This is a genomic window from Elizabethkingia bruuniana, from assembly GCF_002024805.1.
Lineage (GTDB): Bacteria > Bacteroidota > Bacteroidia > Flavobacteriales > Weeksellaceae > Elizabethkingia > Elizabethkingia bruuniana.
This window is the reverse complement of sequence record NZ_CP014337.1, coordinates 1,181,051-1,204,560: the sequence shown is the minus strand read 5'-3', so window position 1 is coordinate 1,204,560 and position 23,510 is coordinate 1,181,051. Positions and strand designations below refer to the sequence as shown.

Sequence of the window (23,510 nt, the reverse complement as noted above, 5' to 3'; positions counted from 1 at the left end):
TAATTTTTCAATAAAAAAACTACATGACCAACAATTTTTTAATCCGAAAGGCTACAGAAGAGGATACACCTGTAATTTTCTCTCTAATCAAACAACTTGCAGAATACGAAAAGCTTTCTGATGCTGTTATTACTTCTGAGGAGGAGCTAAGACATAATATCTTCCATGAAGGTTTGTCTAAGGTACTTATTGCTGAAGAGAACAATATTCCGATAGGTTTCGCACTATATTTTTATAATTTTTCCACTTTCGTGGGAAAAGCCGGATTATATCTGGAAGATCTTTTTGTAGAACCTACGCACAGAGGAAAAGGTTATGGCAAAAAACTTTTAGTTGCTTTAGCACAAATAGCCAAAGAGAAAAACTGCGGAAGAATGGAATGGTCTGTACTAAACTGGAATAAGCCTTCTATCGAGTTTTATGAATCTCTGGAAGCTGTTCCTATGGATGAATGGACCGTATACAGACTGACTCAGGATAAAATCAATATTCTGGCAAATTCATAAAACACAAAAACACTGGTGAAAAAACTACTTACTTATATCCGCAACCGGCTAAAGCAAACTTTTGATAATATCACAAATGAGCGGCTGAAAGACAACTTGCTCCAGGCTATTCCTTTTTGGATAGCTTCTATTATCACGGGACTTATAGCTGTATTATATGCTAAAATTTTCGGTTGGGGCGAGCTGTTGCTATTTAAAATTATTCACTGGAAATCGTGGCTTATCTTTATTATCACTCCTTTCGCTTTTGTTTTATCCTGGTGGCTCGTGGATCGTTTTGCCCCCTATGCAAAAGGAAGTGGTATTCCCCAGGTAATGGCATCTGTGGATCTGGCAAATCCCAGAGACCGCTATATGATAAAATACCTGTTGAGTTTTAAAATTATTATTATAAAAATTATATCAAGCTTTGTCCTTATTACAGGTGGCGGTATTATCGGTAGAGAAGGACCAACAATACAAATTGCCGGATCTGTGTTCCGGAAAGTCAACGAACTTTTACCCAGATGGTGGCCAAAGATTTCACAAAAAAATATGATTCTTACGGGTGCTGCAGCCGGACTTTCAGCGGCATTCAACACCCCTTTGGGTGGTGTTGTATTTGCTATTGAAGAATTAGCAAAAACACATATCAGTTATTTTAAAACAGCGCTTTTCACTGCTGTAATTATTGCCGGACTTACTGCCGAAACACTTGCCGGGCCCTATCTTTATCTGGGCTATCCTAAAACAGGCGGGACTACTCTATGGTTAATGTTTCCTGTAATTCTTATCGCAGCTATCTCCGGAATCGCCAGCAGCTATATTTCCGGTTTAATGCTAAAAATTAATAAATTCAGGGCAAAATTCACTCATAAAAAGCAACATATTCTCTTTTTAATAGGTACAGCTCTTATTATATCTTCACTCGCTTACTTTGTAGATAAAAATATATTAGGTTCTGGTAAAGAGCTTATGGAACACTCCTTGTTCACTAGTGATAAGCATCAAAAATGGTATATGCCGATTCTGAAAATGATCGGTTCTACCCTTTCTTTTACAAGTGGTGGTGCTGGCGGTATTTTTGCTCCGGCTCTCAGCATCGGGGCAAGTATAGGATCTGTTTTTTCAGGATTAATTAACCTAACTCCTGAAGAAACTAATGTTATTATACTAGCCGGAATGGTTGCCTTTTTAACAGGAATTACCCGCGCCCCATTTACTTCTGCAATTCTGGTATTGGAAATGACGGATCGGCACAGCCTTATATTCCATCTAATGCTGGCAGGTATGATATCCTCTATTGCTTCTATGATTATCAGCAGACACTCATTATATGATTCCTTAAAAATAGGTTTTCTCGAAAAGCTTAATAAAGAAGTGCGTGCTCCTAAAGACAAATTACATCTCAAAGATTTGGTAAAAAGAAGATAAATATTTCATTACTAACAATTTATTCTCATAGAATTAGTAAAAAAAACCTATATTTAGCATTATTATCAAATAATAGTATATCACCAAATTTTTAAATATAGAAACTATGAGAAAAACATTTCTACAATTGAACAATGCTAAAAAGCTAAACAGGGAAAGTCAAAAAGCTATTTTAGGAGGTTCCACAGACTGCCCGCCAAAGCATTATGCAGTACAACATAATGGTTACACTGCATGTTGCCTAAAACCTGTCAGTAACCCATGCGAGCTAGTTGTTAACTTTTGTCTTATGCCAATGGGAATGTGTGGAGACGAAAGGTAAAATCTAACAGTAAGATCAAATAAATAATAAATATTATCAATTATGAAAAAACTTGACAGAAAAAAACAAAAAAGTATTCTCGGACAGGGAAACAATTGTGCAGATGGGCATTATGAAGCTGAATTTAAAGGATACATCATTTGTTGTATGAAAGTTCCTTTTACTGCAGACCTGTGTAATCCAGAAATGAGCAGATACTGCGATATGCCATACGGAATATGTGACGAATCATTCCAATAAGAATCAAAAAAGGCTCTGTTACTTATGTAATGGAGCTTTTTCTTTTGTTTTGTTTGCAAATTCAGAAAATATCAATATCTTTGCACCTCGAAATAAAAATAAATATTTTATCATTATGAACAATTACGAAACTGTTTTCATTTTGACTCCCGTTCTATCTGATGCTCAGGTGGAGGAAGCAGTTAAAAAATTCGAAGACCTTATTAAGGACAATGGTTGTGAGATCGTTGCTAAAGAAAACTGGGGACTTAAGAAATTGGCTTACCCAATTCAATTGAAAAAGAACGGATTCTACACTTTGATCGAATTCAAAGGTGAAGGTGATGTTGTAGCTAACTTAGAGCTAGCTTACAAGCGTGACGAAAGAGTTATCCGTTATTTAACAACTAAAATGGATAAGCATGCTGTAGACTATGCAGTAACGAGAAGAACAAAAGTGAAATCTCAAAAAGCTTAATTAATTAACCCCTAAAATCTTAAGACAATGGCAATAGATGAAATGGCACAACAAGCCGCACAAGGTGGTGAATCTGAAGTAAAGTTCCTTACTCCACTAGATATCAACACAAAAACACAGAAGAAATTCTGTCGTTTCAAAAAATACGGAATTAAGCATGTAGATTATAAAGATGCTGATTTCTTATTACAATTCGTAAATGAGCAAGGTAAAATCCTTCCAAGAAGATATACTGGTACTTCTCTAAAATACCAGAGAAAAGTTTCTGCAGCTATCAAAAGAGCTAGACACTTAGCTTTAATGCCATACGTAGCAGACCTTTTAAAATAAGACAAATTAATAAAAGAAGCAGGCTTGTCTTGCTTCTTTTGTTGCTGAATCAATATTAATTCTAACGATTTTTAGATTCAAAATTTAACTGAATCTAAAATTAAAAACGGACAACAACAATGCAAATTATTCTAAAAAAAGACGTAGAGAATTTAGGACTTGAATTCGATACTATCGATGTAAAACCTGGTTACGCTCGTAACTTCCTTATTCCTCAAGGATATGCTTTATTAGCAACTCCTAAAAACAAAGCAGCTTTAGAAGCTACTTTAGAGGCTAGAAAAGAAGAAGAAGCTAAATTAGTTGCTGCTGCTACAGCTAAGATCGATCAACTGAAAAAAGTTGTATTAACTATCCCTGCTAAAGTAGGTGCTGGTGACAAACTTTTCGGATCTATCAACAATGCAGATCTTGCAGAAGCTTTAGCTAAAGCTGGTGTAGACATTGAGAAAAAATTCATCAAGATTCCTGGTAACACTATCAAGAGAACTGGTAAGTTTGCTGCAAAAGTAAGACTTCACAGAAACGTAGAGCACGATTACGAATTTGACGTAGTTTCTGATGCTCCTGTAGAAGCTCCTAAAGCTGCTGAAAAAACTGAAACTAAAGAAGAGGCTTAATTAAAAGCAATTTCTTAATGATATAAATCCTTCCTTCGGGGAGGATTTTTTTGTGCTCTTATTTACTCTTGTTCATTTTTTCAAAATCCTCAGTTTTCATAATCGCTAAATTATTGTTTTTACAATCCCAGATACTCGTATATTTTTTTGATATTGTGATATAACTTTCCAGGTTATGAATATGCTGGTATAGCATAAGTGTACAGATATCTGTTGGTGTTATATACAACCAGTCAGGAAGAATATGTGAATGAACTCCACTTAACAGGTTCTCTCCTTTTTCATCTTTTGTGTTCATCGCGATTAAACTATTGTGCAGGCGTTCCGTCTTCTCTATTTCATTATTTTTATTAAAAGTAATCAGATAGTCGTTGCCAAATAATACAAGATTGCTCTGTGTAGTTCCGGTTAAAATATAAACTTTATTTTGTCCGTTCTTGCTATCATCAACAATTGGTATAAGATTTAGATTTGTATTCTGGTAAGCTCTGAAAATAGTATCGGTCTTAATCCTTTGTAATGCTTTCTGCCGGATGTCAAAATATTCTCTCTCAACATTAGTAAAATCTCTCACCGTTAAATCTAATCTGGAATCTTTAGGATTGTAATTGGCAGGAAAAGCTACCGAACCAATCACTTTATTTTCTTTTGAAAAAAATATACATGTGGGCACATTGCTGTTGATATAGGAAAAGTATCCGCCGATATTCTCATTATTTTTATAATTGGCCAAAAATACATCCGTTCCGTACCAGCTTGCCATTTCACTCCTGTATAATTTTATTCCCTCGTTTTTAATTTCTTTAGCAATCGCTTCCAGATCTTGAGCTGTTCCCCAAAAACCCAGAATTATGAACATTAAAATATATAGTTTTCTCATAAACAGATGATTTAAATAAAGTTACTCTTTTTTTTCTTTGCCTCCGGAAAACAAAAAAAGACATGATAAAAATAATAAGTGGCAAAATATTCTTTTAGGGCTTTTATATTTTCAGAAGCTTCAATTTAGAAAATGAATAAAAATGTAGATTTTATCGATATTTACAGCGATAAAATTCTTTATAAATGAAGGATTATTTTATATTTGCAGTCCAAAAATTAATCATATGCAAGAACTATTAGAAAAAATCGCACAGGAGTTTGGAACTTTCACAACTGACTCTAACCTTCAATTAGAAAAAGGTAACAAAGCTGCAGGTACAAGAGCTAGAAAAGCAGCTTTAGAGTTAAGCAAATTATTGAAAGACTTCAGAAAAGTTTCTGTGGAGGAATCTAAGAAATAAGAGAAATCTTTTACAAAAAAGAATCCGGTGAATTGCTTCACCGGATTTTTTATTTTACAGATAAACTCAGTTCTTAATTAGATCTGGGTTTTGTGTTTTACGTTTGTTAAGATATCCGGGAAGTAAGAATCTGATAAATGTTCAAACTCATCACCTCTCATAAACATAGAAGCATCTACTTCCGCATAAGATGTTCTTCCGGCAGCAGCGATAAGCTCATTACATGTATGCAATGTATTTCTGTGGAAATAATATACTCTCTCGCTCTTATCTGCCACATCCAGACCTTTAATCAGCATTTTATCCTGAGTTGCTACACCTGTAGGACAAGCGTTAGAATGGCATCTTAGAGCCTGAATACAACCTAAAGAGAACATAAAGCCTCTTGCATTATTACACATATCGGCTCCCATTGCTACAGCTCTAAGGATATCCAATGAAGTCAATACTTTTCCGCTGGCAATAATTCTGATTTTATCACGAACGTCATATTTCTGAAGCGTTCTGTTTACAAAGATAAGTGCTGGCTCCAAAGGCATACCAACTCCGTCTGAAAACTCCAATGGTGCAGCTCCTGTACCACCCTCAGCTCCATCTACCGTAATAAAGTCCGGCCAGATATTCAGTATATTCATTTTCTCGCAAATCTCTTCAAATTCACGTGTGTCACCAATACAAAGTTTAAACCCGACTGGCTTACCTTCACTAAGGTCTCTCAGCTGCTGTACAAATTTCAATAAACCTTCTGCACTGTTGAATGCTGTGTGTCCCGGAGGAGATAAAATAGTTTTCCCTGGTTCTACGTGACGAATCTTTGCAATTTCAGGTGTATTCTTTACTCCTGGTAATACACCACCATGTCCTGGTTTTGCACCTTGAGAAAGTTTTATTTCAATTAGCTTTACATTTGGATGGGCAGACTTCTCTGCAAAAAGTTCAGGATTAAAATGTCCGTGATCATCACGACATCCGAAATACCCCGTACCAATCTGCCAGCAAAGATCTCCTCCACCTTCTAAATGGTAATGAGATATCCCCCCTTCCCCTGTATTATGGAAGAAGTTTCCTTTTTTAGCACCAGAATTTAAAGATACCACAGCTCTGTTACTCAATGCTCCGTAGCTCATCGCTGAGATATTAAATAAAGATGCATTGTAAGGCTTCTTACACAAAGGTCCTCCAACGGTTACTCTTGGTAATTCTTCAGAAGGAACTTTTGCATAAATAGAGTGCTTAATTCCTTCATATTTCCTTGTATTAATGTCTAACTGTGTCCCAAATGGTACATTCGCAGATATATTTTTTGCTCTTCGGTAAGCCGCAGACCTTTCATTCCTCGGGAAAGGTTTACCATCGGTATTTCTCTCGATGAAATACTGCTGCATTTCCGGCGATATTTCCTCGAAGAAATAACGGAAGTTTCCCAATACAGGAAAGTTTCGCAAAATAGCGTGTTTTGTCTGGAAAGCGTCATATAGGCCCCAGAGATAAATAAGGGATAGCAAAATTGGTATCCACAGGTCGGCGTTAATAAGGAAAGTTATTCCCCAGGAGGCCAATACAATGACGATACCCCAGGTAAGAAACTGATTTCTCATTACAATACTTTTTGTTTAAAATTAACCTCAAATATACCTAAATAAAAACAGTAAAACCAAGCTTTATCATTAAACGATAACCCTGGAGAATCTTTTATAAAAAAATTAACATTCGTTATCATTTATTTACTTTTTTCAGCACAAACTTTGCTTATACAGAGGAAATAATATCTCCTGTTTTTCGATAATCCAAGGCGAAATACAAAAAAACGGGTGATTTATTCCTAAATATCCTTAATCCTAAATCTCTCTACCAAAACTTCTGCATTTTATTGTAGAAGTTTTGGTATTTTTACTCTATCAAAACAAATAAGTTTATGGCAATGAATTTCCATACCCGTAAATGGGTAAAACCTGAAGATCTAAACCCTAATCAGTCTTTGTTCGGGGGTAGACTTTTACAATGGATAGATGAAGAAGCAGCATTATATGCTATTATACAGTTAGAAAACCCACGTTGCGTTACCAAGTTTATATCAGAAATCAACTTTATACATTCTGCTACACAAGGTGATATCGTAGAAATCGGAATTCTGGCAACATCTTTCGGACACACCTCTATTACCCTTTCATGTGAGGTAAGAAATAAAATGACAAGACAAACCATTATAAAGATTGATAAAATTATCATGGTAAGCCTAGATGAACATGGTAAACCATCAGCGCACGGAAAAACCAAAATAGAATATCCACACGACAGATTCCCTGAAGGATAATGGAATTACACATTAAAAATATGGTATGTGGCAGATGTCTGTCTTCTGTTCAGAATATCTTTAATAATCTGGATATTTCCCTGACTAAATTAGAACTGGGTGTTGCAGAAACAAAAGATACTCTTGATAAAGAGCAGATTTCTGTGCTTGAAAAAGCTTTGAATGGACAAGGCTTTGAAATACTTCAGGATCTTTCGGTAAAGCAGATTGAGAAAATGAAGACTCTTATTCTGCAGAAAGTACAAAATATGGACATTGAGGAAGACTTTAAAATATCAGCATACCTTAGTGAACATCTGCACAAAGAGTACAGTTCTCTATCCAAGCTATTTTCTCAGACTGAAAATGTTACGTTGGAGCAATATTATATCCTGCATAAAATAGAAAAGGTAAAAGAACTACTGGTGTACAACGAGTACTCTCTTACACAGATAGCAGACATGCTTGGATACAAAACAGTACAGCATCTTTCTTCTCAGTTTAAAAAGGTTACGGGTTTTTCGCCTTCGCAATTCCAGAAAGCAAAAGACAAGCACAGACAGGCTCTGGATAAAATATAAATTTTAATTCAGCCAAAGAATTATTATAACATTTTATACAAAAACCAACACAACGGCACAATTGAGCTATAAAAGAATCTCAGAAAAATTCTTAAGGCACAAAGGAAAATCAAAGATTTTTTGTTAGCACAATTAATTTTTATCGTAGGATAAAACTCTTTGTGCCTTTGTGCTAGTCCCACTTTATTTTATTTCTACAGAAATTAAGAATCTGAATTATATAAACATCTTCCATATATTTATAATACATACCTGATTTCACTTTCCGAAATTTGTAGTATAAAATATTAAACATGGAAAAAGTATTCAGCATAAAAGGAATGTCATGTGATGGCTGTCGCAGTAAAATAGAGAAAAAACTAAATGAAATAGAAGGTATCTCTGCTACTGTACAACTAGATCCTCCTGTAGCTACAATACATTCAGAAAGAGACTTTTCAGAAGAAGAGCTCCAGGAGAAGTTAGAAGAAGCCGGGAATTACAGCATCGAACATGAAACTCCAAAATCCGGATGCTGTTCTGCTCCTGCCGGTAATTCGTTACCTACAATCGGAAGTCTGAAAAAAGAAGCAGCAAAACATACTGAAGAGAAAGCTTCATGCTGCTCTTCTCATAAACATGAACATTCAGTACCCGTTGATAAAATATCACCTAGCGGGCAGTATATATGCCCTATGAAGTGTGAGGGTGAGAAAATATACAACGAACCCGGAAGATGTCCGGTATGTGGGATGTTCCTCGCTCCTGTTGAAGAAGTGAATCCCCTTGAAAAGGAAGAAAAAACTTCATGTTGTTCTACAACAAATCATCAGCATCAACATAATATAGCTCTCGCTGATAAAATATCACCTAGCGGGCAGTATATATGCCCTATGAAATGTGAAGGTGAGAAAATATACAATGAACCCGGAAGATGCCCGGTATGTGGAATGTTCCTCGCTCCTGTTGAAGAAGTAAATACTCCTGAAAAGGGAGAAAAAGCTTCATGCTGTAGTGGCGGGCACCATCATCATACAGAAAAACCTAAAGTAACATCATCATCGGCTGGTAAATACTACTGTCCAATGCATTGCGAAGGTGATAAATTATACGATAACCCCGGAAGCTGTCCTGTCTGTGGTATGAATCTGGAAAAAATACCGGAGTTGAAGAAAAAAGTTCAGTATACCTGCCCTATGCACCCGGAGATTATTCAGGATGGTCCTGGTAACTGCCCTATTTGTGGTATGGACCTCGTCCCTATGGAACCGACAGAAGAAGAAGATGCAACCTACAAAGATCTTCTGAAAAAATTCTGGATTTCCGTGGGTTTCACTGTTCCTGTATTTATATTGGCTATGGGCGGAATGATTCCCGGTAATCCAATTTCGAAAATATTATCACCAGAAGCTAACGGCTGGATACAATTAGGACTAACCGTTCCGGTGGTTTTCTATACTGCATGGATGTTTTTTGAAAGAGCCTGGACTTCTTTCAAGACGTGGAGACTCAATATGTTCAGTCTTATAGGTCTGGGTGCCGGAGCTGCTTTTATATACAGTGTGGTGGCTTTAATCTTCCCGGATATTGTTCCACATGAATTAAAAGAACATCACGGTGGTGCCAACTTATATTTTGAATCAGTAGGTGTTATTCTTACGCTTGTTCTTCTTGGGCAGCTGATGGAGGCAAAAGCACATTCCAGAACAAACTCTGCGATAAAGGAACTTATTAAACTCTCTCCGACTGAAGCCACACTGGTAGAAAATGGTCAGGATAAAAAGATTTCTGTAGATGACATTCAGCTGGGAAATATTCTAAAAGTGAAACCTGGTGATAAAATTCCGGTAGACGGAAAAATTACTGAGGGTTATTCTACAATAGATGAATCTATGATTACCGGTGAGCCTGTTCCTGTAGATAAAAAAGAAGGAGACAGCGTAACATCGGGTACTATCAATGGTAACAGAACCTTCCTTATGGAAGCTGAACGCGTAGGTGATGAAACACTGCTTTCACAAATCATTCATATGGTAAATGAAGCCAGCAGAAGTAAAGCTCCTATTCAGAAGCTTACTGATAAAGTATCAGCCATCTTTGTTCCGGTTGTTGTACTTATTGCAATTCTTTCATTTATAATATGGAGCATTTGGGGACCAGATCCGAAGTTTGTGTATGCGTTTGCCAGCCTTCTGGCTGTTCTTATTGTAGCATGTCCTTGTGCGCTTGGATTGGCAACGCCTATGTCGGTAATGGTAGGCGTAGGAAAAGGTGCCAAGAATGGTATTTTGATTAAAAATGCAGAAGCTTTAGAAAATCTTAATAAAGTAAATGTACTGGTAACGGATAAAACCGGAACACTTACAGAAGGAAAACCCGTTGTACAGAAAATTGGAATATTCAATCAGTATACAGAAACGGAAGTATTACAATTGGCTGCCAGTCTTAATCAAAATAGTACTCACCCACTGGCAGAAGCCATTATAAAGAAAGCTAAAGAAAAAGGCCTTAGCCTTGAACAAGCCAGCAATTTTGAGAACATTTCCGGAAAAGGAGTATACGGGCAAACAGGTGGTAAAGAAGTTCTTGTAGGAAACGAAAGTCTTCTGAAACAATATAACATAACTATAGACCAAGCAATTGCAGCACAAATTACTGCTGAGCAGGAACAAGGGAAAACAGTTTCTTTTGTCACTATAGATCATAAAATTGCCGGTTATGTAGCTATTACCGATCCTATAAAAGCAACCTCTAAAGAAGCAATACATCAGCTAATGCAAATGGGTGTAGATGTAGTCATGATAACGGGTGATAATCGTAAAACAGCTAAAGCTGTAGCTGATAGTCTTGGAATAAAACATTATATCGCACAGGCACTGCCTGAAGATAAGCTGAATGAGATAAAAAAATTACAGGAAATAGGTAAAATTGTTGCAATGGCAGGTGACGGAATTAATGATGCACCAGCACTAGCTCAGTCCGATATTGGTATAGCCATGGGTACAGGTACCGATGTTGCAATAGAAAGTGCACAAATAACCTTATTAAAAGGTGATCTTAAGGGTATTGTAAAGGCAAAGATACTTAGCCATAAGCTGGTTAGAAATATCAAACAAAACTTACTCTTTGCGTTCCTGTATAATGTATTAGGTATTCCAATTGCGGCAGGTGTATTATACCCTTCCTTGGGTATTCTGCTCTCCCCTATGATTGCAGCTGCTGCGATGAGCTTTAGTTCCGTTTCAGTAATTGTAAACTCATTGAGACTGAACTCTGCAAAATTGTAAAATTCATTCATATATAATCTAAGGGACTATATCATAAAGGTATAGTCCTTTTCTTTTATCTCTAAATTCAGAAGTTTTCACTAATTTTGGCTCCCAATTATATATTGGATATCTACTACTATTATTATATGAGAAAACTTTATTTACTTGCAGGTATTGCATTATTTACTGTATCCAAAGCGCAAACGGATACAATAAAGAAAGATACTGTTATTCCTGCAAAATCACTTATTTCTTACACACCGACTACTCTGGAATCTAAACCTAAATTCTTCCAGAAGGAATGGGTAAAGAAATCAATAGCTCCGAGCATTTTATTTGTAGCTTCCGCGGCTACATGGGGACAAAAGGAACAAATACGTGAAAACAGAAACAGATATCTTCCCAATTTTAAGGTTCCTTACGACGATTATCTTCAATATACACCAGCATTGGCAGTATATGGGCTAAAGCTGGCAGGTGTAAAGGGACGTAATAATATAGGAAGAGCCACCCTTTCTTATGCAACCAGCCTTGCGATTATGGCAATTTTGGTTAACTCTATAAAATATACAGCAAAAGTAGAGCGTCCGGATGGTTCAAAAAGAAATTCTTTCCCATCAGGGCATGCTGCAATGGCTTTCACCAATGCAGCCTTTCTGGATAAAGAATATGGACTGGTAAACCCAGCTTATAGTATTGCAGGATATAGTGCCGCAACATTTACAGGATTGGGTCGTGCTCTAAATAACAGACACTGGTTACCTGATATTCTTGCGGGTGCTGGTATTGGTATTCTTTCTACAGAATTGGGTTATTTCTTTATCGATAAAATATTCAAAAATAAAGGAGATAACATGGGATTGCTTTCAAAAATTGAAGGCAATGAGAATCCTTCTTTCTTAGCCCTGAAATCAGGAGCTACCATTTCTATGTCCAACTTCCTGAGAGAATCTGGTCTGAGCGACAGAAAAACAGTAGGTTTTGAAGCAGGTCTGGAAGGAGCATATTTTTTCAGCAAAAATTGGGGTGTTGGCGCAGACTTGAATATCAGTACATTCCCTGTACGTGCATTACACCTGAAAACTGAAGATCCGGATTTGGAAACACTAGATGTAAAAACTGAATCTCTGGGCTTTCTAAATGCAATGATAGGACCATATTTTGCCTATGACCTTACAGATAAATGGCAGGTAATGCTAAAGGCTACGGCAGGATATTCCAAGGCTGCCAACGGAAAAGTATTCTTAAAAGACGATGATCCTACAGCAACACAGCAGTATTACAGAATAGCAACTTATCGCCCTTCTAAAAGCCTTATGATGGGATCCGGAATATCTTTAACCTACAAAATAACACCACAATTGGGTATTACAGCATACAACGATTTCCGTTTTACCAACTCAAAAATAAATTACCACTTCTCTGATGTTGTAGAGAATGATGACAATCTGAATCATGATTTCGATGTGTCTTCTCACGAGCAAATCTCTTATATGACACTAGGACTTAAGCTAACAGCTTATTTCTAAAAATATCTCTGATAAATAAACAAACAACACCAGAAGTAAAACTTCTGGTGTTGTTTGTTATGTTGTTTTACCTCTTTTTTATAGTTTCTGAAAAACATCTGGTGTATTGGTCGTTACAAAGTCTATTCCCTGAGCTTTTAATTTCAGGAAAATATCCGGATTGTCTACAGTCCACGCATTTGTTATCAGTTTTAAATCTTTTGCTTCTTTTAACCAGGTTGGATTCTTGTCGAATACACTGTAGTGATAGTCTATTCCGTCTATTCCCAGGTCTTTGATTTCTTTCGGTGAAAGATCTCCTTTCAGATACTGCACTTTTGCTTTTGGATCCAAACGCTTCAGTTCTTTACAGATAAATAAACTGAAAGAAATATACTGGGTCTGGTTCTCCATTTTATTTTTTTTCACCAGTGCCAGGCTCTTTTCTACAGCTTCTTTTTCAAATGCTTCAGATGCTAATGGTTTTATTTCAAGAATCATCTGTACAGCCGGATCCTTCTTCCCCTGTTTAAGGTATTCATCCAAAGTAGGAATCACTTCTCCATCTGCTAGCTTTTGCTTTCTAAGTTCTTTAAAATCTGTTACTGCAATAACTACTTTATTAATATCCTCATCGTGATTAACGACTACAACACCATCTTTTGAAAGACGAACATCAAACTCTGATCCGTAAACCTTAAGCTTTTGTGCTCCTTTTAATGCATGTATTGAGTTCTGGGCAGATCCTTCTGTCTTCCAGAAACCGCGATGCGCAATAATCTGAGTTTGTGCCATAGCCATAAAACTAAAAATTGATAATGCACCTATGAAATACTTCTTCATTTTTACTAAAATTAAATTCTATACATAATTACGAATTTAGTTTTAATTGAAAACTGCGACTATCATTAAGATTTTGTAAACTTTTATAGTTAGCAATTAGCAAAGTTAATTCGTAATTCGTAATTAAATAATCCTATGCATCTTTACTTCTGGATAGTATAATTCTGAAAGTTGAACCCTTCCCGACCTCCGTTTGTAATATCTTAATGTCACCATTATGATAATCTTTAATTACTCTTTTTGCGAGAGAAAGCCCAAGCCCCCAGCCTCTTTTCTTTGTTGAATATCCAGGCTTAAAAGCATTCCTAATCTGTGTCTTTGTCATCCCGGAACCATTGTCTTTAATATCAATAAAAATACTATCCCCTTTCTCCGAAATCTGCATATTAAGGTCTCCTATTCCTTTCATCGCATCAACCGCATTCTTCACAATATTTTCTATAACCCAGTTTATTAAGATTCTGCTGTGTGGAATAAGAATTTCACCACCAGGCAGCTGGAGCGAAAAATTAATTTTATTGGAGATTCTGGTTTTTAGATATTCATGATTTTGTTCAATCGTTTCTTTCAGATTAAGATCGTTAAGCTCCGGAACGGAACCTATCTTGGAAAAACGTTCGGAAATTGTTGTAAGCCGTTGTATATCCTTTTCGATTTCCTTTACACCTACACTAGCTTCATTTTCCAAACGCAAAATTTCTAGCCAGCCTATCATTGACGATAGCGGAGTCCCGATCTGATGGGCTGTTTCTTTAGCCAATCCTACCCAAAGGAAACCTTCATCACTTCGTTGTACCGTTCTCAAAAACCAAAAAGAGAATAATACATAAGCTATGATCACTCCACCTAAAGCTAAAGGATAATATCGAAGGTTATTCATGAGTCTGGAGTTGGTATAATAAATATACTGGACATTACCATCCGGCATTTCTATTTCCAAAGGTTTATAAGACTGCTCCATTTCGGAAAGCAGGTTTTTCACTTTACCCGGATTATCTGTTACATCCTGGGGCAAATTCAGCATATTTACCGGATTATTAAACCTGTCTGCAACAATCACCGGAATACTTTTATTATCATCCAGTATATTCAGCAGTAAAAGTTGCACCTGCGGATCCTGTACGGAGTCTTCATTTAGTAATTTTTGTGCCTGTGCAAAGAGCTTAATCCTGTGTATTTCCTCTTTACGCAGATAATTGATAAGTATCGCAGATGCCAGAATAGATCCTAATACAATAAAACTGAGGAGTACATAGACCGCCCAGTTAGCAAACTGCGAAAAGAATTTCTTTTTCTTCAAATTGTTATTTTAATTCATCTAAAACTTTATACATCAGACTGTTTATATTTCCTCCTGAAAAATTATTAATAATCATAGAGAACACATATTTCTTGCCCGATTTACTCTGGTGATAGCCTGTATATGCTTTGCTGGCCTTTATAGTACCACTCTTCATTTTCATCCCGTTATAAGTTGGAAGTGCTTTATAAAAAGCATCAAACCACGGTTGTTTCTGTGCATATAAAAGAGCCTGAACTTCAGCTTTTGCCGATACATAATTCTGTGGCGAAAGCCCACTTCCATCTGCAAAATTAATCATCGCTGAAGCTATACCTTTATCACGCCAGTATTGCTTCAGTTCGCTAATTCCGGAATCAAAAGATGCATTCTTTGTTTTTTGTCTCGAGAAAGTTTTCACCAGTGTTTCACCATACAAGTTTACGCTTTTCTGAAGAAACCAGTAAATAATCTTGTCCAGCGTTGGTGACTGATAGGTAAAGAATACATTATTTACAGGAGTTTGGGAGATTTCATTACCCTTAATTTTTTCAGTATTATAGGTTAGAACCTTTCCTTTGATTGTAATTCCTTTCTCCGAAAACCATTTTTTGATCTCAATTCCCAATACTAAAGGCGGATTGGGTAAAGCTCCGGAAACTACTGTGGTTTTGCCTGCCGGAAGCTTACCGTTTATTAGTCCAAAATCCGAGAAAGGTGCCGTATAAATAATACTATTATCTCCGCTTCCCTCAGCTTTTACTTCACTAACCCAGTTTACATTTACCGGAGTATAGTTAAAGCTCTTGATATCCTTACCTCCGGCTACGCTCATATCAAACTGATTCTCGTTCCAGCTTATTCCCCACACACCTGCACCGTAATAATTTCCCATATCATTCCATGGCCAGCCTCCGGGGGTTGTCTGCAAATCGAAATAAGAATCATCCAGTATAAGATCTCCTTCAATCGCTTTTACCCCTTTATCCTGTACAGCTGCCAATAGCTTTGCTTTAAAATTCTCAGGCTTATACCCCTCATAACGCCAGCTTCCCAGTGTAGGATCCCCATTAGAAGTGAGATAAAGGTTTCCTTGCAGTGTACCGCCCTGCAGCTGTCCGCTATAAGATGCCTGTGTCTTAAAAGTAAAAGACGGCCCTAACTTGTCTAAAGCAGCAATAGCGGTAAAAATCTTCTGTGTACTGGCAGTAGACAAGCCTTTATTTCCTTGATATTCGTAAACTACATTTCCATTTTCATCGGCTACATAAAACGATAAGTTAGCTGCCAGCATATTTTCTGACCCTGTCATTTTTTTTGTTTCAGCTTCAAGTCTTTGTGATATATTTTGAGCTGCAACTGTCTGACTTATAACTAAACCGATTATGAATGTCTTCCTCATAAATTTAATTTACCCAAAGATAGCGATTTTCAACCTTGTCTATTCTTCAAAAATATTATGATTTTACCCTAAAAAATAGTATTTTAGTGTAACTTAATTGATGAAGGAAATGGTTTACGACCTAGAACAAGAGAATAAAGAAATCTTAGCCCGATATAAGGACCTGATTTCTAATACATACCGAACACTTGATGAGGACCAGAACAAACTTATTCGTAAAGCATTCGATATCGCTTTGGATGCCCATAAGGATCAGCGACGTAAAACAGGCGAGCCTTATATATACCATCCTATTGAAGTAGCAAAAATTGTAGCTAATGAAATAGGTCTTGGTGCAACAAGTATTGCATCGGCACTTTTGCACGATGTTATTGAGGATTCTGATTATACCTATGAAGATCTTGAAAAACTGTTCGGAAAAAAAATAGCGGATATTGTCCAGGGGCTAACTAAGATCTCGATTATGAACCACCAGAATATTTCGGTTCAGTCAGAAAATTACCGTAAGCTCCTTATGACTTTATCCGAAGACTTTCGGGTAATCCTTATTAAAATTGCCGACCGTCTTCACAATATGCGTACCCTGGATAGTATGCGTGCTGATAAACAGAAAAAGATTGCTTCGGAAACAGTGTATATCTATGCGCCGTTGGCACACAGGCTGGGTTTGTATAACATAAAATCGGAGTTAGAGGATCTTTCTTTGAAATACAATAATCCGGATATCTATAATGAAATTACAGAGAAGTTAATTCTGGCAAAGGAAAGCCGGGAAAAATATATTGCTGAATTTACAAAAGAGGTTTCTGAGAAACTAAAAGAAGAGGGACTTAACTTCTCCATAAAAGGGCGTGCTAAAGCAATCAGCAGTATTTACCGTAAAATGCTGAAGCAAAATGTAAGCTTTGAGGAAGTTTATGACAACTATGCCATCAGGATTATTTACAAATCGGATGCTAAAAACGAGAAATTCCTCGCTTGGAAAATCTACTCTATTGTTACTGATCTTTACCACAGTAACCCTGCCCGAATGCGAGACTGGATATCTCAGCCCCGTTCTACCGGTTACGAAAGTTTACACCTTACAGTATTAGGTCCCGACAGCAAATGGATTGAAGTACAGATCCGAAGCGAACGAATGGATGAAGTGGCAGAAAAAGGTGTTGCTGCGCATTATAAATACAAGGAAGGCTATAAGAAGAACAATGATGACCGTAATTTCGAACAATGGGTTACGCAGATTCGTGAAGTTTTGGAAGGACAACAGTCGCTTTCAACCAACGAACTTTTGGACAGTATCAAACTAAACCTTTATAGCAAGGAGGTTTTTGTCTTCACACCAAAAGGTGAGATCAAGCTTCTTCCGTCAGGATCTACGGCTCTGGATTTTGCTTTTTCGGTTCACACCGATTTAGGGATGAAATGCCTCGGAGCAAAGGTAAACGGGAAGCTGGTTCCTATTTCCTATGTACTGGCTAATGGTGATCAGATTGATATTTTAACCAGCAACAACCAGAAACCTAAAGCTGACTGGCTGGACTTTGTGGTAACGTCCAAAGCTAAGGCAAAAATTAAAGCAGCTCTCAATTCTCACAAAAGTGAGATGGTAGAAGAAGGAAAAGAAATTTTGCAGCGTAAAATGCGCCATGCTAAAATTGCGTATACTGACGATGAAATCAACAAACTACAAAAGTTCTTTAATTATAAAACCTCACAGGAGTTATTCCTGAATTTCCAGAGTGGTGTACTGGATGCTTCGGATCTGAAAAAGTATGTCGACGGAAAAGGAATGATTAGTAATCTTTTACAGAAATTCCGTAAAACACCAAAACAGGAATTTGTTGCTCCTGAACCAGCTTCTGATCTGGATATGATTGTTTTTGGTAAGGATGAACAAAAAATGGATTATAGCTTTGCAAAATGCTGTAGTGTACTTCCTGGTGATAAGATTTTCGGGTTTATTACAATTAACGATGGCATAAAGGTGCACAATGAAAACTGCCCGAATGCTATTAATCTGCGTGCTAACTACGATTACCGTGTTCTTACCGCCAAATGGGTAAATGCAGAGCGCTTTACCAACCGTGCAAAAATAGAAATAGAAGGTCTGGACAGACAAGGTATGATCAATGATATCTCCACAATTATTTCCAATAACATGAACCTGGATATGAAGAGTTTCTCTATTGAATCCAATGATGGTATCTTTACAGGAAATATCGTTCTTGAAGTCAGAAATAAATCCCAACTGGACGAAACACTTAAACATCTTAAAGCGATTAAGAATGTTACTAAAGTCAGACGTCTGTAAAAACAATGTATGAAGTTAACTCAATATTTTAAAAAATTTTTCGAAAGCAGCCAGTCATCTGGTATTATCCTTATTTTATGTGTACTCGTATCCTTATTTATCGCTAATTCCTCGTTAGGGACAGGATTTCAGAATATTCTGGACAGTCATCTCGGCCCTTATTCTGTAGCAGAATGGATTAATGACGGCCTTATGTCTGTATTTTTCCTGTTGGTAGGTCTGGAAATTAAACGGGAAATGCTGGAAGGAGAACTTTCCAATATAAAAAATGCTTCCCTTCCTATTTTTGCTGCAATAGGCGGAATGCTTGTTCCGGCACTTATTTATGCATTTTTTAACAACGGAACTGAATATGCAAAAGGATGGGGAATTCCAATGGCAACAGATATTGCTTTTTCTTTAGCGATCATCTCTATGCTGTCCAGTCGCGTCCCTGCTTCTATCAAGATATTTCTTGCTGCATTAGCTATTGTTGACGATTTAGGAGCTATTCTTGTTATCGCAATATTCTATACAGAACAATTACACTGGAGTTATTTACTAATATCAGGAGGTATTTTAGTACTTCTCGTACTATTCAATAAGCTCGGTGTTAAAAAACATATTTTCTATCTGATTCCGGGTGCCGCTTTATGGTACTGCATGCATCATTCCGGTATTCATGCTACTATTGCAGGTGTTTTATTAGCATTTACAATCCCCACAAATTCATCTGAAACCGAGACCTCTCCTCTGGAAAAACTGGAAGGTATGTTACATACTCCGGTTAATTATTTAATCATGCCAATTTTCGCACTGGCCAATACCAATATTGTTTTTCAAAAAGGAATGGTGGATGGATTATTTACCAGTTTTGGAGCCGGTATTATTGGAGGTCTAATTATTGGGAAATTAGTCGGAATTTTATTCTTTAGCTTTATAGCAGTTAAATTAGGAATCAGTAAGCTACCCCAACATTCTAAATGGTCACAAATGGTAGGTGTCGGCCTTCTTGCTGCCATAGGATTTACAATGTCTATTTTTATAGCAATTCTGTCATTTAAAGGACATCAGGATATCCAGGATGAAGCTAAGTTTGCCATTCTTGTAGCCTCTACCCTTGCCGGGTTTGGCGGATACACTGTATTAAAACTCACTTCAAAAAAGAGAAGAAGAATCAATTAAAATTAAAAAAAATAAACCTTATAGGTTTTAGAAACCTACAAGGAAAATATTACAAATAACAAAAAATGCCCTGCTAAGCAGGGCATTTTAATTTATAATATGATATTCTATCGAATACCGCCTTTATTAAATAATATTCTGAATGCCAGATACAATAATGGTAAAGACATAATCAGGATCTGGAAGATATGCTCCAGTGTATTCATTGGGAAACTTATAAAAGCATAAACCAAACCTACAACTGAACCACCTAAGTGAGCAGCATGTCCCAGATTGTCCCATTCTTTCGGGTTAAGCATCATATAAACAGAATAACCGAAATATAATGCTCCAAAGATATATCCGGGAATTGGAATTGGAATAAAGAAGAAGCCTATACCCAGATACGGGTTCATGGCAATCGCCGCAAACAAAATACCTGAAACACCTCCACTTGCTCCTATAGCCGAATACATTGGATTATTCTTATAGATAAACATACTGAAAAGATTTCCGGCAATAATCGCCCCGAAATAAATCAGTACAAAACCTACTTTTCCGAAATAATCAATTACAATTCCGCTAAAGAAATATAAGGTAAGCATGTTAAACAACAGGTGCATAATATCGGCATGCAGAAATCCTGACGTCAACAAGCGTATATATTCTTTATTTCGCTGAATAGCTCCTACCTGGAACATATACTGAGAAAAAAATCCTCTGTCGTTAAAACCTTTAAAACTTACTAATGCTGTTGCAGCAATAATAATGATAACTAATAAATCCATATTATAATGTTTCTTTCAACCATCCGAAGAACTCGCGCTGCCATACAAGGGCATTATGCGGATGAAGTACCCAGTGGTTTTCATTAGGGAAATAAACCATTTTGGCTTTCAGCCCTTTTAATTTAGCAGCCTGGAAAGCTTCCTGTCCCTGCTCATAAGATACTCTGAAGTCTATACCTCCCTGTACAATCATAATAGGCTTGTTCCATTTTCCTACATAATTACTAGGGTTATATGTAGTGTACGCAGGTGCATCTGGCTTTTCCCAGTAAGAACCTCCAATTTCATGATTAGCAAACCATAATTCTTCGGTAGTACCATACCATGATTTCATATCAAAAAGACCATCGTGGGCAATAAATGTTTTGAATCTGTTTTCGTGAATACCTGCCAGCATAAATACGGAATAACCACCATAGCTTGCTCCTACTGCTCCCATTCTCTCTCCGTCTACATAAGGAAGTGTTTTCGCAAAGTCAGCTGCCGCCAGATAATCTCTCATTGGCTGTCCACCCCAATCTTTACTGATATCAGCATTCCATTTCACTCCCCAACCTGGCATACCACGTCTGTTCGGTGCAACGATTATATAATCATTAGCTGCCATAAGAGCCATATTCCAACGCTGGCTGAATGTCTGGGTAAGTGCTGATTGTGGACCTCCCTGGCAATATAGTAGTGTCGCATATTTTTTATTTGGATCAAAATTTGGCGGATAGATAAACCATACCCCCATTTCTTTACCGTCTGAAGTTTTCACCATTTTCAACTCGCTCTTACTTGGCGCAATTGCAGCGTAGTTATCTTTATTAACGTCTGTAATCTGGGTAAACTCACCATTCTTTAAAGAAACATTAAACAGATCAGGGCTATGGTTAAAGTCTGTTCTGGTTACTAGCAATCCATTTTTAGTCTCTGCAAAAATTCCGCTAACATCGAATTTATCTTTTGTTACCTGTGCAATTTTAGCATTCTGAGGATTAACGCTGAATAATTGTCTTACTCCTCTGTATGCTGCATTGAAGTAAATCGTCTTTGCATCTTTGGACCAATAGAAACCTCCGTCTACACTATCATCCCAATTTTGGGTAAGATTAGTTTTCTTTTTGGTTTTCCAGTCCATGATTACGATATCATTCTTATCTGCTTCATATCCGTCAGCACGCATGCTCTGCCATGTAAGATATTTTCCATCCGGGCTGAATTTAGGACTTACATCGTAACCCATCATTCCTTTTGTCAGGTTTTCTGTCTGACCACTGGCAAGATCATAGGCGAAGATATCTGTATTTGTACTCTGTGCGTATTCTGCACCGTACTTTTCTTTCGTTACGTATAACAACTGGCTGCTATCCGGGCTCCACACAAAATCTTCAGCACCACCAAAAGGTTGTTGCGGAGACATGAATTTCTTCCCTTCCAGCAGATCTTTTGCTTTTGCAGCTTCTTCAGAAGTATTCACTACAAAGACATGAGACATTTTACCTTCGTACCAAGTATCCCAGTGACGGTTGTTAAGGTCTGTATAAATCTGAGCTGTAGACTTTGAAGTATCTTTATACTTATCTTTTCCAAGAATAGTTTCAATCTGAACTTCTTTGCTGAATGCTACTTTTTTTCCATCTGGAGATACTACAATGTTATCTGCATCATTTCCTATTTTGTAGAATTCTGCCCATGTGTTTCCTTTATCTTTGGAAATATAGATTACTCCACCCTCCGTAGCGTAAAGACCGTTTTTATCCCACTGAATAATTGCTTTTTTTCCGAAGTCAATTTGTTTGGCAGAATTATTCAGAAGATCCAGAAAATAAGACTTTGCATTTGTTTTCTCGGTTTTCAGATCTGTAATGCCTACTTTATAAATCAGAGAAGACTGATCCGGCGCAACAGCCTGAACAGAGAATTTGCCTAGTGTCCATAATTTTTCCGGAGTCATCACATTTTGCGCATTCATTAATAATGGTGCAGCCAGAGCAACTGCAGTATGCTTTAATTTCATGTACGGTTTATTTTAATTAGTTGATAAGTTGTTTGGTTACCTATATATTACAAGTTTTAATTTTACTTGTAAATTATATCACCTCCCATAAATCCTACGAAAATAAAAAAATCCATTCACTTTTAATGAATGGATTTGTAAATATTTTATATCTAACTTCTTAGAAGTTGATAATAGTTTTCATTTTCTCTTGCTCTTCCATTACCAACTCGTCGTCAACAAGGATTTTACCTGAGTACTCATCGATGATAATTCTCTTTCTCTGAGCGATTTCAAGTTGCTTTTGTGGCGGAATAGTGAAGTAAGAACCTTTAGCAGCACCTCTTTCGATACCTACTACTGCCAAACCGTTTGAAGAACTTGTTCTGATTCTGCTATAAGAAGATAAAAGTCTGTCGTCAATTTTTTCAGAAAACTCTTTAGATTTCTCTAAAAGGTATTCTTCTTCTTTCTGAGTTTCAGATACTAAACCATCTAATTCATTTTTCTTGAAGTTAAGGTGATTCGTTAATTCGTCGATTTTACCATTTACTTCAGCTAAAACTTCATTTTTATGATCGATTTTTGCATTGAATTCTTTGATCTTTTTCTCTGCAAGCTGAATTTCCAATTCCTGGAATTCAATCTCTTTACCAAGGGCCTCGAATTCTTTATTGTTTCTTACGTTATCTTGCTGAGATTTATATTTTTCAATTAAATTCTGAGCATGACTTCCAGCTTCTTTCTTAGCTTTGATCTGATCCTGAAGATCTTTGATCTCACTGCTAAATTTAGCTGCTCTTTTGTTAAGACCTTCGATTTCGATTTCCAAATCTTCTACTTCAATTGGTAATTCACCTCTTGTGTTACGGATTTCGTCAAGTCGGGAATCAATGATTTGCAGATCGTATAATGCGCGAAGTTTGTCTTCTACACTAATTTCTTGTGCTTTTTTAGCCATA

At 36.8% G+C, this 23,510-nt stretch carries 22 protein-coding genes; 14 read left to right on the top strand and 8 right to left on the bottom strand.

Annotated elements, in window-relative coordinates; genetic code table 11:
- Positions 1 to 23: 23 nt before the first annotated feature.
- The 7 genes from AYC65_RS05680 to rplI all read left to right on the top strand — a co-directional run bounded on the left by AYC65_RS05680 (position 24) and on the right by rplI (position 3,888).
- Entirely contained in the window at positions 24 to 506 is a 483-nt protein-coding gene (locus AYC65_RS05680; RefSeq protein ID WP_034870380.1) for a GNAT family N-acetyltransferase, read from the top strand.
- Positions 507 to 521: 15 nt separating this feature from the next.
- Positions 522 to 1,919 (top strand): chloride channel protein, encoded by a 1,398-nt coding sequence (locus tag AYC65_RS05675; RefSeq protein ID WP_034870379.1) that lies wholly within the window; start codon positions 522 to 524, stop codon positions 1,917 to 1,919.
- 106 nt (positions 1,920 to 2,025) lie between these two features.
- Positions 2,026 to 2,241 carry a hypothetical protein gene (locus tag AYC65_RS05670; protein ID WP_034870378.1) on the top strand — a complete coding sequence of 72 codons (216 nt, stop codon included), beginning with the start codon at positions 2,026 to 2,028 and terminating at the stop codon, positions 2,239 to 2,241.
- Positions 2,242 to 2,283: 42 nt separating this feature from the next.
- The gene (locus AYC65_RS05665; protein WP_034870377.1) at positions 2,284 to 2,481 is read left to right on the top strand and encodes a hypothetical protein; all 198 of its coding nucleotides are present in this window, start codon (positions 2,284 to 2,286) and stop codon (positions 2,479 to 2,481) included.
- A gap of 115 nt (positions 2,482 to 2,596) precedes the next feature.
- Entirely contained in the window at positions 2,597 to 2,938 is a 342-nt protein-coding gene (gene rpsF, locus AYC65_RS05660; RefSeq protein ID WP_034870405.1) for a 30S ribosomal protein S6, read from the top strand.
- 27 nt (positions 2,939 to 2,965) lie between these two features.
- The gene (gene rpsR / locus AYC65_RS05655; protein ID WP_021347702.1) at positions 2,966 to 3,268 is read left to right on the top strand and encodes a 30S ribosomal protein S18; all 303 of its coding nucleotides are present in this window, start codon (positions 2,966 to 2,968) and stop codon (positions 3,266 to 3,268) included.
- A gap of 119 nt (positions 3,269 to 3,387) precedes the next feature.
- Positions 3,388 to 3,888: a 50S ribosomal protein L9 gene (rplI, locus tag AYC65_RS05650; RefSeq protein WP_034870376.1), complete on the top strand. Its 501-nt coding sequence runs from the start codon at positions 3,388 to 3,390 to the stop codon at positions 3,886 to 3,888.
- A gap of 58 nt (positions 3,889 to 3,946) precedes the next feature.
- On the opposite strand, the gene AYC65_RS05645 is transcribed toward rplI, so the two are convergent.
- On the bottom strand, positions 3,947 to 4,768 hold the full coding sequence (locus AYC65_RS05645) for a hypothetical protein (RefSeq protein WP_034870375.1): 822 nt from the start codon (positions 4,766 to 4,768) through the stop codon (positions 3,947 to 3,949).
- A gap of 226 nt (positions 4,769 to 4,994) precedes the next feature.
- Between AYC65_RS05645 and AYC65_RS05640 the strand changes: the two genes are divergently transcribed.
- The gene (locus tag AYC65_RS05640; RefSeq protein WP_009086192.1) at positions 4,995 to 5,171 is read left to right on the top strand and encodes a histone H1; all 177 of its coding nucleotides are present in this window, start codon (positions 4,995 to 4,997) and stop codon (positions 5,169 to 5,171) included.
- A gap of 77 nt (positions 5,172 to 5,248) precedes the next feature.
- Here AYC65_RS05640 and AYC65_RS05635 read toward each other — a convergent pair whose 3' ends face one another.
- Positions 5,249 to 6,769, bottom strand: coding sequence for an FMN-binding glutamate synthase family protein (locus tag AYC65_RS05635; protein ID WP_034870374.1), 1,521 nt, complete (start codon positions 6,767 to 6,769; stop codon positions 5,249 to 5,251).
- Between the two features lie 323 nt (positions 6,770 to 7,092).
- Between AYC65_RS05635 and AYC65_RS05630 the strand changes: the two genes are divergently transcribed.
- The 4 genes from AYC65_RS05630 (at position 7,093) to AYC65_RS05610 (ending at position 12,822) form a co-directional block, all read left to right on the top strand.
- The gene (locus AYC65_RS05630; protein ID WP_034870404.1) at positions 7,093 to 7,485 is read left to right on the top strand and encodes an acyl-CoA thioesterase; all 393 of its coding nucleotides are present in this window, start codon (positions 7,093 to 7,095) and stop codon (positions 7,483 to 7,485) included.
- Positions 7,485 to 8,045 (top strand): helix-turn-helix domain-containing protein, encoded by a 561-nt coding sequence (locus AYC65_RS05625; RefSeq protein WP_034870373.1) that lies wholly within the window; start codon positions 7,485 to 7,487, stop codon positions 8,043 to 8,045. Before AYC65_RS05630 ends, AYC65_RS05625 begins: the two co-directional genes overlap by 1 nt.
- A gap of 293 nt (positions 8,046 to 8,338) precedes the next feature.
- Complete coding sequence (locus tag AYC65_RS05615) at positions 8,339 to 11,311, top strand: heavy metal translocating P-type ATPase (protein ID WP_034870372.1); 2,973 nt, start codon at positions 8,339 to 8,341, stop codon at positions 11,309 to 11,311.
- A 128-nt stretch (positions 11,312 to 11,439) separates the two neighbouring features.
- Complete coding sequence (locus AYC65_RS05610; protein WP_034870403.1) at positions 11,440 to 12,822, top strand: phosphatase PAP2 family protein; 1,383 nt, start codon at positions 11,440 to 11,442, stop codon at positions 12,820 to 12,822.
- Positions 12,823 to 12,900: 78 nt separating this feature from the next.
- Here the strand turns inward: AYC65_RS05610 and AYC65_RS05605 are convergent, their stop codons facing one another.
- The 3 genes from AYC65_RS05605 to dacB all read right to left on the bottom strand — a co-directional run bounded on the left by AYC65_RS05605 (position 12,901) and on the right by dacB (position 16,325).
- Positions 12,901 to 13,644 carry a glycerophosphodiester phosphodiesterase family protein gene (locus AYC65_RS05605; RefSeq protein WP_034870371.1) on the bottom strand — a complete coding sequence of 248 codons (744 nt, stop codon included), beginning with the start codon at positions 13,642 to 13,644 and terminating at the stop codon, positions 12,901 to 12,903.
- A gap of 133 nt (positions 13,645 to 13,777) precedes the next feature.
- Complete coding sequence (locus AYC65_RS05600) at positions 13,778 to 14,944, bottom strand: sensor histidine kinase (protein ID WP_034870370.1); 1,167 nt, start codon at positions 14,942 to 14,944, stop codon at positions 13,778 to 13,780.
- 4 nt (positions 14,945 to 14,948) lie between these two features.
- A complete protein-coding gene (gene dacB, locus AYC65_RS05595) occupies positions 14,949 to 16,325 on the bottom strand; it encodes a D-alanyl-D-alanine carboxypeptidase/D-alanyl-D-alanine endopeptidase (RefSeq protein WP_034870369.1) in 1,377 nt (458 codons plus the stop codon).
- A gap of 109 nt (positions 16,326 to 16,434) precedes the next feature.
- Here dacB and AYC65_RS05590 point away from each other — a divergent pair, with 109 nt between their 5' ends.
- Together AYC65_RS05590 and nhaA are read left to right on the top strand one after the other, a co-directional pair.
- Positions 16,435 to 18,636, top strand: coding sequence for a RelA/SpoT family protein (locus tag AYC65_RS05590; RefSeq protein ID WP_034870402.1), 2,202 nt, complete (start codon positions 16,435 to 16,437; stop codon positions 18,634 to 18,636).
- Between the two features lie 9 nt (positions 18,637 to 18,645).
- Positions 18,646 to 19,800, top strand: coding sequence for a Na+/H+ antiporter NhaA (gene nhaA, locus AYC65_RS05585; RefSeq protein ID WP_034870368.1), 1,155 nt, complete (start codon positions 18,646 to 18,648; stop codon positions 19,798 to 19,800).
- 107 nt (positions 19,801 to 19,907) lie between these two features.
- On the opposite strand, the gene AYC65_RS05580 is transcribed toward nhaA, so the two are convergent.
- The 3 genes from AYC65_RS05580 to AYC65_RS05570 form a co-directional block, all read right to left on the bottom strand.
- The gene (locus AYC65_RS05580; protein WP_034870367.1) at positions 19,908 to 20,567 is read right to left on the bottom strand and encodes a rhomboid family intramembrane serine protease; all 660 of its coding nucleotides are present in this window, start codon (positions 20,565 to 20,567) and stop codon (positions 19,908 to 19,910) included.
- A gap of 1 nt (position 20,568) precedes the next feature.
- Positions 20,569 to 22,569: a S9 family peptidase gene (locus tag AYC65_RS05575; RefSeq protein ID WP_034870366.1), complete on the bottom strand. Its 2,001-nt coding sequence runs from the start codon at positions 22,567 to 22,569 to the stop codon at positions 20,569 to 20,571.
- A gap of 160 nt (positions 22,570 to 22,729) precedes the next feature.
- Positions 22,730 to 23,509 carry a zinc ribbon domain-containing protein gene (locus tag AYC65_RS05570; protein WP_034870365.1) on the bottom strand — a complete coding sequence of 260 codons (780 nt, stop codon included), beginning with the start codon at positions 23,507 to 23,509 and terminating at the stop codon, positions 22,730 to 22,732.
- Between the last annotated feature and the right edge of the window lies 1 nt (position 23,510).